The following is a 14,692-nucleotide window of genomic DNA, read 5'->3' as shown; positions in this document are numbered from 1 at the left end:
CCGGAGGATCCCGTCAGGTCAGGGCGCGGTGGTGGTGAGGCTGCCGTCGGAGGCGGCGCTCGGGGCGCCTCCGACCACGACCGACCGGCGCTTGGAGACGACCACGGAGGCCGCGATGATCGCGACGGCGGCGAGGGCGATGAGCACCCGAACGGTCGTGTTCGCGTCGTCACCCACCGAGAGGCTGACGATGGCCGGGGCGATGATCAGGGCGACGAGGTTCATCACCTTGATCAGCGGGTTGATGGCCGGGCCCGCGGTGTCCTTGAACGGGTCGCCCACCGTGTCGCCGATGACCGTCGCCGCGTGCGCCTCGCTGCCCTTCCCCCCGTAGGCGCCGTCCTCGACCATCTTCTTGGCGTTGTCCCACGCGCCGCCGGAGTTGGAGAGGAAGACCGCCATCAGGGTGCCGGCGGCGATGGCGCCCACCAGGTAGGCGGCCAGCGGCCCGAACCCGAGACCGAACCCGACGGCGACCGGGGCGAGGACCGCGAGGAGACCCGGGGTGGCCAGTTCGCGCAGCGAGTCCTTGGTGCAGATGTCGACGACGGCGCTGTAGTCGGGGCGCTCGCTGTAGTCCATGATCCCGGGCTTGGTGCGGAACTGCTCCCGGACCTCGAAGACCACCCGGCCGGCCGCGCGCGAGACCGCGCTGATCGCAAGTCCGGAGAAGAAGAACACGACCGCGGCACCGACCACCGCACCGACGACGTTGTTCGGGTTCACCAGGCTGAACGCGTCGCCGAGCGTGTCGCCGGCCTCGTCGAGGGCCACCCCGATCTGCGCGTTGTACGAGCCGAAGAGGGCGGTGGCGGCCAGCACCGCCGTGGCGATGGCGATGCCCTTGGTGATGGCCTTGGTCGTGTTGCCGACGGCGTCGAGGTCGGTGAGCACCCGGGCGCCCTCGTCGTCGATGTCACCGGACATCTCCGCGATGCCCTGCGCGTTGTCGCTGACCGGCCCGAAGGTGTCCATGGCGACGATGACGCCGGCGGTGGTGAGCAGGCCGCAGCCGGCGAGAGCGACCGCGTACAGCGCGGCGCCGCCGCCGATCAGGAAGGCGCCGTAGACAGCACCGCCGATGAGCACGGCCGCGTAGACGGCCGACTCGAGCCCGAGCGAGATGCCGGACAGGATCACCGTCGCCGGGCCGGTCAGGGAGCTGCGGCCGATGTCCTTGACCGGCTTGCGGCTGGTCTCGGTGAAGTAGCCGGTGAGCTGCTGGATCGCCGCGGCGAGCACCACACCGATCAGGACGGAGACGAATCCGAGGACCTGCGGGCTGACGGCCATGTCCACGCCGTCGGAGATGCTCGGGAGGTAGATGAAGGAGGCGGCCGCGACGAGCACGAGGGAGACCGCCGCCGAGGTGAAGAACCCGCGGTTGATCGGGGCCATGCCGCTGGCGTCGGTCTTGCTGGGTCGGGTGGCGAGGACGCCGACGACCGACGCGACGATGCCGATCCCGGCGACCAGCAGCGGGAAGACCATGCCGACGTTGCCGAAGAACACCTGCCCGAGGATCAGCGCGGCCACGAGCGTGACGGCGTAGGACTCGAAGAGGTCGGCGGCCATGCCTGCGCAGTCACCGACGTTGTCGCCCACGTTGTCGGCGATGGTCGCGGCGTTGCGCGGGTCGTCCTCGGGGATGCCCGCCTCGACCTTGCCCACGAGGTCGGCACCGACGTCGGCGGCCTTGGTGAAGATGCCGCCGCCGACGCGCATGAACATGGCCAGCAGCGCGCCACCGAAGCCGAAGCCCTCCAGGACGACCGGGGCGGTCTGGTCGAACAGCAGGAGCGCCAGGGCCGCACCGAACAGGCCCAGGCCGACGGTGATCATGCCGACGACGCCGCCGGTGCGGTAGGCGATGCGGAAGGACGGCAGGTAGCCGCCGGCGTTGGCCGCTGCGGCGACGCGGACGTTGCCGCGGGTGGCCAGCGTCATGCCGATGAAGCCGACGGACGCCGAGAAGAACGCGCCGATGAGGAAGAAGACCGCCCGCCCGATGCGGGTCTCCCAGCCGCCCTCGGCGACGGGGAGGACGAGCAGGAGCAGGAACACGATGACGGCGAAGACGCCGAGCGTGCGGAACTGCCGTCTCAGATAGGCCGCCGCGCCCTCCTGCACCGCCTGCGCGATCTCGCGCATCTTCACCGTGCCCTGGTCGGCGCCCAGGACGGCGCGGACCAGGTAGGCGGCGAACCCGAGGGCGGCCAGGGAGACGACGAGGACGACGGCGACCAGCGCCATGTCCCCGCCGGACAGCGAACTGTCGGGCATGTGTTCCTCCAAGAGCGGTCGGCAGCCGCCGGGAGGCGTCGGTGCTCCCCGGACCGGCGGAGGTACCGCCCGGTACTCGGGAGCCCCCGCGCACCGAACGTTGCGGGAGTGTAAGGGAGATCACAGCAGGTGCAGATGTCCTGTACGACTTGTTACCCGCATCACATGGTTGGGATTCGCCGCCGACGCCCGTCGGCGGGGCGTGTGACAGTGGGACCCGTGACCACGCTCCACCCGGTGGCCCCGGTCGTGCCACCGGGCGCAGACCTCCTCGCCTCCGTCCTCGCCGGCACCGGCGAGGACGAGCAGCCGGTCACGCACGTCCACCACCTGCCGGTCCGGGAGAGCAGCACGCTCCCGTGGCCGGAGTGGGTGAGCGGTGACCTGCGCGCCCGGCTCGAGCAGCGCGGCGTGCCGGCCCCCTACCGGCACCAGGTCGAGGCCGCCCAGCTCGCCCACGAGGGCCGGCACGTCGTCGTGGCCACGGGGACGGCGTCGGGCAAGTCGCTGGCCTACCAGCTGCCCGCGCTGACCCGGCTGGCCGAGGACCCGCGCGCCTCCGTGCTCTACCTGGCACCCACCAAGGCACTGGCCCGCGACCAGCTCGCCTCGGTCGCCGCGCTCGCCGATGCCTCCGTGCGGCCCGCCGCGTACGACGGTGACACCCCCGGCGAGGAGCGCGACTGGGTCCGGCGGCACTCGCGGTGGATCGTGACCAACCCCGACATGCTCCACCGGGGGATCCTGCCGGCGCACCAGAGGTGGTCGAGCACGCTGCGCCGCGTGGCCTACGTGGTCATCGACGAGTGCCACGCCTACCGGGGGGTCTTCGGCTCCCACGTGGGGCACGTGCTGCGCCGGCTGCGACGCATCTGCCGGCGGTACGGCGCCGAGCCGGTGTTCGTCCTGGCGTCCGCCACCGTGGCAGAGCCCGCCGCGGCCGCGTCCCGGCTGGTCGGTGCGCCGGTGGAGGCGGTCACCACCGACGGCTCCCCGCGACCGGGCGCGACCTTCGCGCTGTGGGAACCGCCGCTGACCGAGCGCACCGGTGAGCACGGCGCTCCCCTGCGCCGCTCTGCCGCCGCCGACGCGGCCGGGCTGCTGGCCGACCTGGTCGAGCGGGGCGCCCGGACACTGGCGTTCGTCCGTTCCCGGCGGAGCGCGGAATCGGTGGCCGATCAGGCCCGGAGGCTGCTGCACGACCGCGGCCGGTCCGACCTGGTCGGCAGGGTCGACTCCTACCGCGGCGGCTACCTGCCCGAGGAACGGCGGGAGCTGGAGCGGGCGCTGTCGGCCGGCGACCTGCTCGGCGTGGCCACGACGAACGCGCTCGAGCTGGGCATCGACATCGCCGGCCTCGACGCCGTCGTGCTGGCCGGCTACCCGGGCACCCTCGCCTCGATGTGGCAGCAGGCAGGCCGGGCCGGCCGGGCGCAGCGCGAGTCGCTGGTCGTCTTCGTCGCCCGGGACGACCCGCTGGACCACTACCTGGCGCACCACCCGCGGGCGGTGTTCGGCCGGCCCATCGAGGCGACCGTCACCGACCCGGCCAACCCCTACGTGCTCGGGCCGCAGCTGTGCTGCGCCGCGGCCGAACTCCCCCTGACACCGGCCGACCTGCCCGACTTCGGCGGCGCCGTGGCGGAGGCGCAGCTCGACGAGCTGGTCGCCGCCGGCCAGCTGCGCCGCCGGCCCGCGGGCTGGTACTGGGCCGGGCGCGGGCGGCCCGACGTGGACATTCGCGGCAGCGGCGGCGAGCCGGTGTCGATCATCGAGGCGGGCACCGGGCGGCTGCTGGGCACCGTCGACGGTGGGGCGGCCCACGCGACCGCGCACGACGGCGCCCTGTACGTCCACCGGGGCGAGACGTTCGTCGTCGACGAGTTCGACGTGGACGACGCGTGCGCCGTGGTCCACGCCGACAACCCCGAGTGGACGACGGTGGCGCGGGACGTCACCGACCTGTCGATCGTCTCGATCGAGCAGACCCGGCCGCTGGGCACCGTGACCGCGCACACCGGTGTCGTGGACGTGACCAACCAGGTGGTGGCCTACCAGCGGCGGCGGCTCGGTACCGGCGAGGTGCTGGCCGAGTTCCCCCTCGACCTGCCGCCCCGGCAGCTGCGGACCCGCGCGGTCTGGTGGACCCTGAGCGGCCGGGCTGTCGAGCGTGCCGACGTGGACGACACGGCCCTGCCCGGCTCCCTGCACGCCGCCGAGCACGCCGCCATCGGCATCCTGCCGCTGCTGGCCACCTGCGACCGCTGGGACCTCGGCGGGCTCTCGACGGCGCTGCACCCCGACACCGGGACCGCGACGATCTTCGTCTACGACGGGCACCCCGGTGGCGCCGGCTTCAGCGAGCGCGGCTTCGGCGTGCTGCGCCGCTGGCTGCAGGCGACGCGGGCGACGGTCGCCAGCTGCGAGTGCGAGAGCGGCTGCCCCTCCTGCGTGCAGTCGCCCAAGTGCGGCAACGGCAACGACCCGCTCGACAAGGCCGGCGCCGTCCGCGTGCTGGACGTCGTGCTCGACGAGCTCGCCGCCCGCGAGGGCATGCCCGACCCCGACCGGGAGGCGCCGAACGTCGCCGCCGAGGTCCGCCCTGCGGTCCCCGATGCGCCGGGGGACGACGAGGACGAGCTCGTCTTCTGAGCCGCTGCCCGCCAGCGGGTCGACCGGGCCCGCGCGGGCGCGTGCGGTGGCCGAGAAGACGCCGAGCCCTCCGAGCCGCACCGGCACGCTGACCTCCACGTCCACCAGGGCTCCCGGCGACGACGAGCACGTGACGAGGTCCGCCCCGTTCGCCGAGGCGAGCCGCTCCGCGGTCCCGCACGCGTCGGCCCCCTCGACGGCCCGGACCGCCCCCGCGAGCGCCGCGAGATCGGCGGCGGTGGTGGCGCGGTGCCGGGCGACCACCGCAGCTCCGACGAGGACGGCGGCGGTCCCGACCGCAGCCAGCACGCCGGCGGCCGTGAGCACCCAGACGGTCGCCGACCCGCGGTCCCCCCGCTGCCGCCTCACGAGCTCGCGCCGTCCGGCTCGAGGAGGGCGACCGCCTCGGCGGACACGGTGATGCGCAGGGGCACCGGCCCCAGGGGCGCGATCCGTGCTGTCACGGTGACGCGCACCTCCTCGCCCTCGGTGCCGACCCTCGTCACGGCGCCCTCGGGCGCCGCCCGTCGCACCAGGGCGGCCACCGATGCCGCGTCCTCGCCACGCGCCGCGGCACGAGCTCCCTCGCGGGCCGCGTCCACGCAGCGCAGCTGGGCGCCCACCACGACCACCGCCGCGACCACGCCGGCGAGGACCAGCAGGAGCACCGGCAGCACGACCGCCGTCTCGGCGGTGACCATCCCCCTCTCCGCCCGGTCGTCGGGGGGCACGGTCCGCCGCACCGTCAGGACAGGGTGGCGAGGGCCGAGTCGATGAGCTCGGTCAGCCCCGTGACGATCGATCCGCCGGTCACCACCCGGTAGAGCACGGCGGCGAACGCGCACGCCGCGACCGTGCCGACCGCGTACTCCGCCGTGCTCATCCCCGCCTCTCCGGCCGCGCGCACGGCGGCCCACCTCCGCGCCATCCGCACGCGGAGCACCGGCTCCACACGCTCCGGCTGCTCGACGTCCGACGTCATCCCCACAGGTGCCTCCTCGATCGGGGGCCCGCACTCCGGGCCGTGGTCCGAGCCTTCTGCGCGGGAGGGCGAGGTCGAAGGGCTGCGGACGATCTGTGGATCGGCCCGCGGGCTGTGCACAGACCGGTCAGCCGAATACCTCGGCTGCGATGCCGAGGACCATCGGCACGACCCCGAGGCAGACGAAGGCCGGCAGGAAGCACAGGCCCAGCGGCGCCAGCACCCATACCCCTGCCCGACGGACGGCGGCCTCCGCGGCGGTGCGGGCGGAGGTGCGCGCGTCCCCTGCCAGCGCACGCAGCGCCGGTGCGGCCGCCGCGCCCGACTCCCCCGCCCGCACGAGGACCCGGCCGAGCGCCGCCAGCTCGGGCGGCGCACCCGCCCAGGCCCGTCGCGCCTCGGCTCCCAGAGCGCTGAGGCCGGCGACCCTCCTGAGCTCGGGGCCGAGGGGCGCCGGCACGGCGGCCCCGACCGCTGCCAGGGCTGCCGTCACCGGCACCCCGGCGGTCAGGCACACGGCCATCAGGTCGCACGCGCCCGGCAGGGCTCGCGCGATCGCCGGTCCGTGGTCCGGAGGGGACTGGTCCCGGCCCAGCCGGCGCTCCCCGATCACGGCCACCGCCACCGCGACTCCCACGCCCAGGAGCCCGCCGACGAGCAATCCCGCCGCCAGTCCTGCCGCGCCGGCCAGCAGACGGCGACGCAGCGGTGGGACCGGGTGGCCGACCGACGCCTCGCGCGGAGGCCGCATCGCCCGGGCGCGCAGCGAGACCACACCCGCCCCGGGTGACCAGAGCAGCACGGCACCGGCGAGCAGGAGCAGTGACGAGGTCACCGGACGGCCCTGCTGACGAGGCGGTCGGACCACAGCAGGCCGAGCAGCTCGAGGGCGACGCCGACGACCAGCAGCACCTGCCCGACGCCCGTCGTGGTGAGCACCCGCCACGGATCGGCGCCGACGCCGCTGCCCATGGCCAGGCCGAGGGCCGGCAGCCCCGCGAGCAGCATCGCGCTGGCCCTCGGACCCGCGGTGGCCGTGCGGAGCTCCTGCCGCAGCCGATCCGCGGCCCGCAGGTCGTCCTCGACGGCGGCCGACACCGCCGCGAGCGAGGCACCCGTGCGCGCGCTGAGCAGCGTGCCCGCCGAGATCCGGTCGAGGGCGGCACCGAGCACCGGGTCGACCCCTCCCGGGACGCCGGCGGCCGGCGCACGGAGGGCCCGGGCGAGGGCTGCGCCGCACTCGTCGTCGGCGCACGCCGCCACCGCCGCCTGCGTCGCCGCGTCGATCGGGCGTCCGCTCCGCAGCTCGGCGCCGAGTGCGCCCAGGCCCTCCGTCACGGAGCGCACCCGCGCCTCCGCACGCCGGACGGCGGCCCGCGCGGCCCGGAGCCGTGCGCCGACGAGCACCAGCACGCCCACCAGGCAACCGACCAGGAGCGTGCTGACCAGGCCGACCACGAGCGCGGACGCGACCGCCACGGCCAGGGGGCCGGTCGCCGGGGCCGGCGGTCGCCGGCCGAGGTCCTCCGCGCGGGCCACCGCGATCCGCGCCCGCCGACGAAGCTCCCGGTCGGGCCAGACGAGGACGGCGACCGCCGTCACGAGGAGAGCCCCGCTCATGGCGCACCCCCCGTGACGAGCTCGCGCAGCCGTCCCGCGGCAGGGCAGTCGCGCCCGTCCGCGCGCCACCCCGCCTCCACCCGGAACCGGTCCGCCGATCGCCGGACCACGCCGATCTCGGTCACCCGGCGTCCTCCGGCGGTGCGCCGGAGCTGCACGACGAGGGCCAGCGCGGCGGCGGCCTGGCTGTGCACGGCCGCCCGGTCGAGCCCGGCCGCGACGCCGAGCGCTTCGAGCCGGGCCGGCACCTCGGCCGGCCGGTTGGCGTGCAGCGTGCCGCAGCCGCCGTCGTGGCCGGTGTTGAGCGCCGCGAGCAGGTCGACCACTTCCGCGCCCCTGACCTCGCCGACGACGAGCCGGTCCGGGCGCATCCGCAGCGCCTGGCGGACCAGGTCCCGCAACGTCACCGCGCCGACGCCCTCGACGTTGGGCGGCCGGGTCAGCAGCCGCACCACGTGCGGGTGCGCCGGCGCCAGCTCCGGGGCGTCCTCGCACAGCACGAGCCGGTCTGCCGGATCCGCGGCGCCCAGCAGCGCCGACAGGAGAGTGGTCTTCCCCGAGCCCGTCCCGCCGGTCACCAGGAACGCCAGGCGCCGCGCCACGGCCCCGCGCAGCAGCTCCTCGCTCCCGCCGGGCAGGGTGCCGAGGGTCGCCAGGTCGTCGAGCGAGTGCGCCGTGCGCCGCAGCACCCGGAGCGACAGGCAGGTGCCGCTGCCCGAGACCGGGGGGAGCACCGCGTGCAGCCGCGTCCCGTCCCCCAGCCCGACGTCCACCCATGGCGAGGCGTCGTCCAGCCGGCGACCGACCGTGGCGGCGAGGCGGACGGCGAGGCGTCGGACCGCGTCGTCGTCGGGGAAGCGCACCTCCGCCGGCTCCAGCCCGCTCCCGCGGTCCACCCACACCTGGTCCGGCCCGTTCACCAGCACGTCGGTGACGCCCGGCGTCCGCAGCAGCGGCTCCAGGGGCCCCGCGCCCGCCAGCTCGTCGACGGCGTGGCGGACCGCCAGCAGCACGTCGGCGTCGCCGAGCAGCCCGCCGGCCTCCTCCCGCACGAGCGCCGCCACCACGGCGCGGCTGGGCGGACCGGCCTGCAGGGCGAGCCGGGCGCGGACCCGGTCCAGCAGCGCCGGCGCGCTCACCGGCCGGCGTCCGTCGCCCGCAGTGCGCCGAGGACCCGCCGGGCCACCGTCCCGAACGGGGATCGCCCGGAGACCAGGGGCGGCTCGCCCCGCTCACCCCGGGGTGCCGCGCTCCGGTCGTGCCCGAGCTCGGCCAGGACCGGGCGGCCGACGACGTCACCCACCTCGCTGCGCGCCAGACCGCCGGGAACCGGTCGGACGACGAGCTGCGCCGATGCCCACGGCGAGTCCTGGGCGTCGACCAGCAGCCGTGCGGCCGTCGCGGCCCGCAGCCGCCCGGGCACCACGAGCACTGCCAGGTCCGCGTCGGCGACCACGGGCGGTGCGGTGCCGGCAGCGCTCCGGGGCACGTCGACCACCACGGGGGACCCGACCGCGCGGGCCGCGTCGACCACGGCCGCCAGCGCGTCGGGCGGAACCGCCGCGGGATCGCTCCGGGAGGCGGCCACCAGGGAGACCCCCGCGACGTCCGGCAGCGCCGCGAGCAGCGCATCACCGGCCACCCGCCCCCGGAGCCCCGACAGGTCCGGCCACCGCAGCCCGTCGGCCCGTTCGGCGCCCAGCAGCAGGTCCAGACCGGCTCCCCACGGGTCGGCGTCGACCAGGGTGACGCCCGGCGCGGCGGCCAGCGCGACCGCCGCCGCGAGCGTGCTGGCGCCGGCACCTCCGCAGGCCCCGCCGACGACGACCAGCCTGCCGCGCTCGACCGGGGTGGCGACCGCGGCGGTGCACCGGGTGAGCAGCCACGACTCGTCGGCGGGGAGGACGGCCACCCGCTCGGCGCCGACCTCCACCGCCCCGGCCCAGTCGCCGGCCGGCAGCTCTCCGCCGGCCACGACCACCACACCGGGACGGCGGGGCAGCGCGCGCAGGGCGGGCGCGGAGAGCGCATCGGCACCCACCAGGACCAGCGGCGCCTGCCGGTGCGCCCGGCGCAGAGCGGGCCCGCCCGTCGCCACCTCGGCCTCCGCCCCGGCCGTGGCGAGCAGCCGCAGCAGGTCGTCGAGGAGGGCGTCGTCGGTGCTGACGACGAGCGGACGGGCGGGGATGCGGGAGGTGGACACGTGTCGACCTCACGCCGGGATCGGCAGACAGTGCCAGACGGGAGGCCGGAACTGTGGATGACCCGAACGGGTGTGGACGGCGCGCGACGCCAGCCGCGGTTCCCCGCTCCACTTAGCATCGTGCCTTGTGACCCGCGCCGCGGCGTTCTTCGACCTGGACAAGACGGTCATCGCCAAGTCCAGCGCCCTGGCCTTCGGCCGGCCGTTCTTCAACGGTGGGCTGATCAACCGCCGCGCCGTGCTCAAGACGGCGTACGCGCAGCTGGTCTTCTCGGTCGCCGGGGCCGACGCCCAGCAGATGGAGCGCCTGCGCACCCAGCTGACGGCGATGGTCACCGGCTGGGACGCCGCCACGGTGCACGACATCGTCGAGGAGACGCTGCACGAGATCGTCGACCCGCTGGTCTACGCCGAGGCGGCGGACCTCATCGAGGAGCACCGGGCCGCCGGCCGCGAGATCGTCATCGTCTCGAGCAGCGGCGCGGAGATGGTCACGCCGATCGGCGAGATGCTCGGCGTCGACCGGGTGGTGGCCACCCGGATGGTGGTCGCGGACGGTCGCTACACCGGCGAGATCGAGTTCTACGCCTACGGGGAGAACAAGGCCGAGGCCATGCGCCGGGTGGCTGCCGAGGGCGGCTACGACCTGGCCGACTGCTACGCCTACAGCGATTCGATCACCGACCTGCCGATGCTCTCCGCCGTGGGGCACCCGACCGCGGTGAACCCCGACCGGGGGCTGCGCAAGGTCGCGCTCGAGCGCGGCTGGCCGGTCCTGCAGTTCACCCGGCCGGTCAGCATGCGGGCCCGCTTCTCCGCTCCCCCGGCGCCGGTGGTCACCGGGGCGGCCGTGGGCGTGGGTGCGGCCGTCGTCGGGCTGGCCTGGTACGCGCGGCACCGCGCGCTGCGTGCCGGCCTGATCGCCACGGGCGAGCCGGGCCCGCTGACCGGCCGGCGGCGGCGGCGCGGGGCCTGAGCGACCGCCTCACCGCCCGTTCCCGGCGGGGCTCCACCCGGCGTTCCGCAGGGTGGGACATCCTGCCGACGTGCTCACCGTGGTCCTGGCATGGCTGGCCGCCCTGGCCGTCTGCGTGGCCGCGGTCCTGTTCGGCCAGTCCAACCGCACCGCGCGCCGTCGGCGGCGGCGCCGGTCGCGCACCGGCCGCGTGGGCCTGTTCCTGTCGCTGTCCGGGCCCTGGCTCTCGCTCGTCGGTGCCGCGACCGCCGGTGCGGTCACCGGGGCGTGGCTCCTCGCCGCGGCGGCCGCCGCCTGCGGGGTGGTGCTCACCGCCGTCCTCGGTTTCGCCCTGTCACCGACCTGAGCCGGGCGGGCGCCCGGGATCAACCGCGGAGCAGGCTCTCGCAGATCGCCAGACCCTCGAGGGCGCCGTGCTCCGTGGCCCGGCAGCAGTGCACCAGCCACCCGGCCACGCCGGCCTCCGTGCCGGAGGCATAGCCCGCGACCGCCTCGGCGTACGCCTCCCTGCCGAGCTCGGCGAAGCCGACCTCCGGCACGGAGACCGCCTTCGGGTCCAGGCCGCGGGTGATCCCGGTGAGCCGGCCGGCACCCCGCGCGACGACACCGTCCGCGGTGCCGAACGGCGCCAGGGCGGCCAGCTCGCCGTGCACGAGCGCGGCCACGATCACGGCGGGCACGATCGTCGTGCCGGTGATCAGCGAGAACAGTCCCGACAGCCGGGGACCGGCGTGCGGCGCCGGCCGGCCGAGCCCCGCGGGGTCGGCGAGGTCCGCGGCGGCGAGCACGTGCAACCGGGCCAGTACCTGCCCCGGCGCGCGGGACCAGGTCTCGACCATCCCCCCGAGACCGGCCGAGACCCGCAGCGCACCCTGCACGACCGGGTCGGCGACGGCCCCGGACCGCAGGTCGCCCAGCGGCACGTCCGCCCCCTCCAGCGCCGCCGACGCCCGGGCTCCGCGGAGGGCCGACTCCGTGCTCACCCCGGCGGATTCCCGCCGCAGCACCCGGTGCCCGAGCAGGCGGTCGATGCCGGTGCGGGCGGCGTCCGCGGCCTCGCGCACCCCCGGCAGGTCGAGCAGGGGGGCCAGCGGGTCGGGCGCGGCCGGGCGGTTCGCGGGGCGGGCTGCACCCGGACGGACGGGAAGAGTCACGGGGACGACGGTACGAGGCACCCCGCCGGAACCTGCAGGGTCCTCGCCTACGCTGCCCCCTGCCATGTCCCGCCCTCTGACGCTGCTGCTCGTCCGCCACGGACAGAGCGAGTGGAACGCGGCCGGCCGCATGCAGGGCCAGACGCCGCACGTGCCGCTGACCGCCCTCGGCCACGCCCAGGCCCACACGGCCGCCGACGAGCTGGCCCGCCTCCGCCCGGGCGCGCTGATCTCCAGCGACCTGCTGCGGGCGGTCGAGACAGCCGAGCACTGCGCGCGCGCCACGGGCCTGTCGATCGAGACATCGCCCGCCCTGCGGGAACAGGGCTACGGCGAGCTCGAGGGGCTGCCCTCCCGCGACCTGTGGGACGTCGTCGACTGGACCGACCCGCACTGGTCCGCACCCGGTGGGGAGAGCCTCGCCGAGCTGCACGCGCGCGTGGAGGCCTTCCTCAAGAACCTCGGTGCCGAACCGCCGGCCGACGTCATCGCACTCGTGACGCACGGCGACACGATCCGCGCGGCGCAGGCCGTGGTCGCCGGCCTCGGCCCGGACGCGATGCCGGCGGTGACCCCGCACAACGGCTCGATCACCCGGCTGGAGCTCATCGCGTGAGTGCGCCGGCCCCGGCGCGATGAGGTTCACCGGACCCCTGGAGTCCGCCGCGCTGCTGACCGTGCTCCCCGTCCCGCGGGCTGCCGCGGCGTCGACCCGCGGGGTCCTGCCCTGGGCGCCTCTGGTGGGCCTCGTCCTCGGCGGGCTCGCCACCGGCGTCGCCGTCCTCGGCGAGCACTGGATCTCGCCGCTGGCGGGCGCGGTGCTCGCCGTGGCGGCGCTGGCCGTGCTCACCCGTGGCCTGCACCTCGACGGGCTGGCCGACACGGCTGACGGGCTCGGACCGCTGCGGGGCCGGGAGCGGGCGCTGCAGGTGATGCACCAGAGCGACGTCGGACCGTTCGGGGTCGTGACGCTGGTCCTGGCGCTGCTGCTGCAGGTCGCCTGCCTGTCCGCGCTGCTGACGACGGAGCACGGCTGGATCGCCCTCTGGCTCGCCGCCGCGGTCGCGCGGGTGGCGATGGCGCGCACCGGCCTGCCCGGCGTCCGCACGGCGGAGGGCTCGTCGCTGGGCGCCCTGGTGGCGGGCACGGTGTCGGCGGGGTGGCTGGCGGGCTGGGCCGTCGTCCTGCTGGGGCTGGTCGCCGCGGCCACGGCCGGCGAGCTGTCCACGGCCGCGCGGCTCGCGGCCGGCGCGCTGGCCGGCCTGCTCGCCGCGGAGGTGCTCTACCGGCGGGCATGCGCGCGGGTGGGCGGGGTGACCGGTGACGTGATGGGCGCGATGGGTGAGACGGCGACGGCGGCCACCCTGCTGGTGGCCGCCGTCGTACTCTAGCGGGTCAGCGCCGGCGCAGGAGGCCCTGGACGAGGCCACCGATCCCGCCCGCGGGCGCCGGTGCCGGGGTGCGGCGCCGGCTCAGGCCGCGACGGCCGACCGGGCCGGCCATCCCCCGCCCAGGACGCGCGGGTGCGCGACCGCCGCGGGCGGCGCCGCGGGCGGCGGTCTCTGCGGTTCCCATCAGTCTTCCGAGGATGCTCATGCGTCCAGGGGTGCCCGGGCCGCCCGGGTGCGAGTCCGCACCGGGCCGGTTCGGCTCGCTTCCCGGCGTGGCGTGACCGGGAGTCAGGCCGCGCCGAGCGCGTCCGCCATCCGGTGGTGCGGCTGCGCCTCGGCCCCACGGCTCTGCCGCTCCAGCGTGCGGGCCAGGGCGCGACGGGCCCAGCCGTTGGCCGGCGCGAGCGCGACCAGCCTGGTCAGGGCGTTCTCGGACTTCGTCAGCTGGGCCGAGCCGAAGTAGGCCCTCGCCAGCAGTTCCAGCGCCGCCTCGTTGGCGGGATCGGCCGCCACGACGCGCTCCAGGATGCGAGCCGCCTCGGTGGGCTGCCCCATGGCCAGGAGCAGATCGGCCCGGAGGAACTCCGAGTGCATGTCGATCTCGAAGGGCTGCGTCATGCCCCCTGCAACCAGGAGCAGGGCCTGGGGCTTCCCGTGGCGGCGGACCCCGCATCCGCCTGCGCGCGGCCGGCAGAAGAACAGGCACCACTCCCCCACCCGCGGAGGCCCGCGATGCAGCTGCGCCACTTCCCCCACCGGCGGACCCACGAGCCGACCCCCTCCCAGGACGCGCCGGATCACGCCAACCGCGTCTTCGCCGTCCAGCGGACCGGAGCCCTGGCCGTCGCGGCGGTGATCCTGGTCTTCGGCCTGCTCGGGTTCGCCGGCGGCCTGGACTTCTTCTCCACCGAGGGGGAGCCGGTCCTCGGCATGTCGTCGAACGGGCTCCTGTCGACGATCTCCGTGCTCACCGCCGTGGTGCTGGTCGTCGCGGCGCTGCGCGGCCCCCGCGTGGCATCGACGGTGATGATCGTCGTCGGCACGCTGTTCCTGGTCTCGGCGCTGGCCAACCTCGCGGCCCTGCGCACGTCGTTCAACGTGCTCGCCTTCGAGATGGACAACGTCGTGTTCTCCGTCGTCGCCGGTCTGCTGCTCCTCCTGCTGGGCGCGTACGGGCGGGTCAGCGGCAGCCTGCCCCCGGACAGCCCGTACGCCCGTCCGCGGACCGAGGACAGCGAGCCGGAGTCCTACCCGTCGACGCCGGCCGAGTTCGCCGCCGAGCGGGCCATGCGCGCGGCCGAGATCGCCGTCGTCAACCACGTGGCCACCGCCGACCAGCGCCGGCGCGTGGCCGCGATGGCGGAGGTGCACAGCCGGGGTGACCGCCGACGTGTCTGGATGGAGTTCGACCGATCGGCCTCCTGAGGACCG

The 14,692-nt window shown here is 76.1% G+C and carries 16 protein-coding genes and 1 pseudogene; 6 read left to right on the top strand and 11 right to left on the bottom strand.

Annotated features, from left to right (window positions below; translation table 11 throughout):
• Positions 1-18 precede the first annotated feature (18 nt).
• A complete protein-coding gene (locus tag DCS98_RS01830; RefSeq protein ID WP_116449623.1) occupies positions 19-2,283 on the bottom strand; it encodes a sodium-translocating pyrophosphatase in 2,265 nt (754 codons plus the stop codon).
• Positions 2,284-2,502: 219 nt separating this feature from the next.
• On the opposite strand from DCS98_RS01830, the gene DCS98_RS01825 reads away from it, so the two are divergent.
• Positions 2,503-4,935 carry a DEAD/DEAH box helicase gene (locus DCS98_RS01825; RefSeq protein ID WP_241037030.1) on the top strand — a complete coding sequence of 811 codons (2,433 nt, stop codon included), beginning with the start codon at positions 2,503-2,505 and terminating at the stop codon, positions 4,933-4,935.
• Between the two features lie 36 nt (positions 4,936-4,971).
• Here the strand turns inward: DCS98_RS01825 and DCS98_RS24045 are convergent.
• The 7 genes and pseudogenes from DCS98_RS24045 to ssd all read right to left on the bottom strand — a co-directional run.
• A pseudogene (locus DCS98_RS24045) lies at positions 4,972-5,304 on the bottom strand (Rv3654c family TadE-like protein); the annotation flags it as partial.
• A complete protein-coding gene (locus tag DCS98_RS01815; RefSeq protein ID WP_116449622.1) occupies positions 5,301-5,636 on the bottom strand; it encodes a TadE family type IV pilus minor pilin in 336 nt (111 codons plus the stop codon). The gene DCS98_RS01815 and the pseudogene DCS98_RS24045, both read right to left, overlap by 4 nt.
• Before the next feature lie 44 nt (positions 5,637-5,680).
• On the bottom strand, positions 5,681-5,917 hold the full coding sequence (locus DCS98_RS01810) for a DUF4244 domain-containing protein (RefSeq protein WP_206340087.1): 237 nt from the start codon (positions 5,915-5,917) through the stop codon (positions 5,681-5,683).
• A gap of 127 nt (positions 5,918-6,044) precedes the next feature.
• Positions 6,045-6,752 (bottom strand): type II secretion system F family protein, encoded by a 708-nt coding sequence (locus DCS98_RS01805; protein ID WP_241037028.1) that lies wholly within the window; start codon positions 6,750-6,752, stop codon positions 6,045-6,047.
• Positions 6,749-7,537: a pilus assembly protein TadB gene (locus DCS98_RS01800; protein WP_116449621.1), complete on the bottom strand. Its 789-nt coding sequence runs from the start codon at positions 7,535-7,537 to the stop codon at positions 6,749-6,751. Before DCS98_RS01800 ends, DCS98_RS01805 begins: the two co-directional genes overlap by 4 nt.
• Complete coding sequence (locus DCS98_RS01795; protein ID WP_116449620.1) at positions 7,534-8,676, bottom strand: TadA family conjugal transfer-associated ATPase; 1,143 nt, start codon at positions 8,674-8,676, stop codon at positions 7,534-7,536. The genes DCS98_RS01800 and DCS98_RS01795 overlap by 4 nt, the downstream gene beginning before the upstream one ends.
• Entirely contained in the window at positions 8,673-9,740 is a 1,068-nt protein-coding gene (gene ssd, locus DCS98_RS01790) for a septum site-determining protein Ssd (protein ID WP_116449619.1), read from the bottom strand. Before ssd ends, DCS98_RS01795 begins: the two co-directional genes overlap by 4 nt.
• 127 nt (positions 9,741-9,867) lie before the next feature.
• Here ssd and DCS98_RS01785 point away from each other — a divergent pair, with 127 nt between their 5' ends.
• A complete protein-coding gene (locus DCS98_RS01785; RefSeq protein WP_116449618.1) occupies positions 9,868-10,716 on the top strand; it encodes an HAD family hydrolase in 849 nt (282 codons plus the stop codon).
• 70 nt (positions 10,717-10,786) lie between these two features.
• Positions 10,787-11,062, top strand: coding sequence for a hypothetical protein (locus DCS98_RS01780; RefSeq protein ID WP_116449617.1), 276 nt, complete (start codon positions 10,787-10,789; stop codon positions 11,060-11,062).
• A gap of 19 nt (positions 11,063-11,081) precedes the next feature.
• On the opposite strand, the gene DCS98_RS01775 is transcribed toward DCS98_RS01780, so the two are convergent.
• On the bottom strand, positions 11,082-11,870 hold the full coding sequence (locus tag DCS98_RS01775; RefSeq protein ID WP_116449616.1) for a Fic family protein: 789 nt from the start codon (positions 11,868-11,870) through the stop codon (positions 11,082-11,084).
• 64 nt (positions 11,871-11,934) lie between these two features.
• Between DCS98_RS01775 and DCS98_RS01770 the strand changes: the two genes are divergently transcribed.
• The gene (locus DCS98_RS01770) at positions 11,935-12,486 is read left to right on the top strand and encodes a histidine phosphatase family protein (RefSeq protein ID WP_116449615.1); all 552 of its coding nucleotides are present in this window, start codon (positions 11,935-11,937) and stop codon (positions 12,484-12,486) included.
• Positions 12,487-12,505: 19 nt separating this feature from the next.
• Positions 12,506-13,261 (top strand): adenosylcobinamide-GDP ribazoletransferase, encoded by a 756-nt coding sequence (locus DCS98_RS01765; RefSeq protein WP_116449614.1) that lies wholly within the window; start codon positions 12,506-12,508, stop codon positions 13,259-13,261.
• 4 nt (positions 13,262-13,265) lie between these two features.
• Here the strand turns inward: DCS98_RS01765 and DCS98_RS22785 are convergent, their stop codons facing one another.
• Both DCS98_RS22785 and DCS98_RS01760 read right to left on the bottom strand, forming a co-directional pair.
• A complete protein-coding gene (locus tag DCS98_RS22785; RefSeq protein WP_164704329.1) occupies positions 13,266-13,445 on the bottom strand; it encodes a hypothetical protein in 180 nt (59 codons plus the stop codon).
• Positions 13,446-13,549: 104 nt separating this feature from the next.
• A complete protein-coding gene (locus DCS98_RS01760) occupies positions 13,550-13,879 on the bottom strand; it encodes a tetratricopeptide repeat protein (protein ID WP_116449613.1) in 330 nt (109 codons plus the stop codon).
• 114 nt (positions 13,880-13,993) lie between these two features.
• Here DCS98_RS01760 and DCS98_RS01755 point away from each other — a divergent pair, with 114 nt between their 5' ends.
• A complete protein-coding gene (locus DCS98_RS01755) occupies positions 13,994-14,686 on the top strand; it encodes a DUF4383 domain-containing protein (protein WP_116449612.1) in 693 nt (230 codons plus the stop codon).
• The last annotated feature ends 6 nt before the right edge of the window (positions 14,687-14,692 follow it).

The sequence above is a fragment of the Blastococcus litoris genome (genome assembly GCF_003075095.1).
Lineage (GTDB): Bacteria > Actinomycetota > Actinomycetes > Mycobacteriales > Geodermatophilaceae > Blastococcus_B > Blastococcus_B litoris.
Note: the sequence above shows the minus strand (reverse complement) of the source record. Positions and strands in the feature narration are given on the sequence as shown.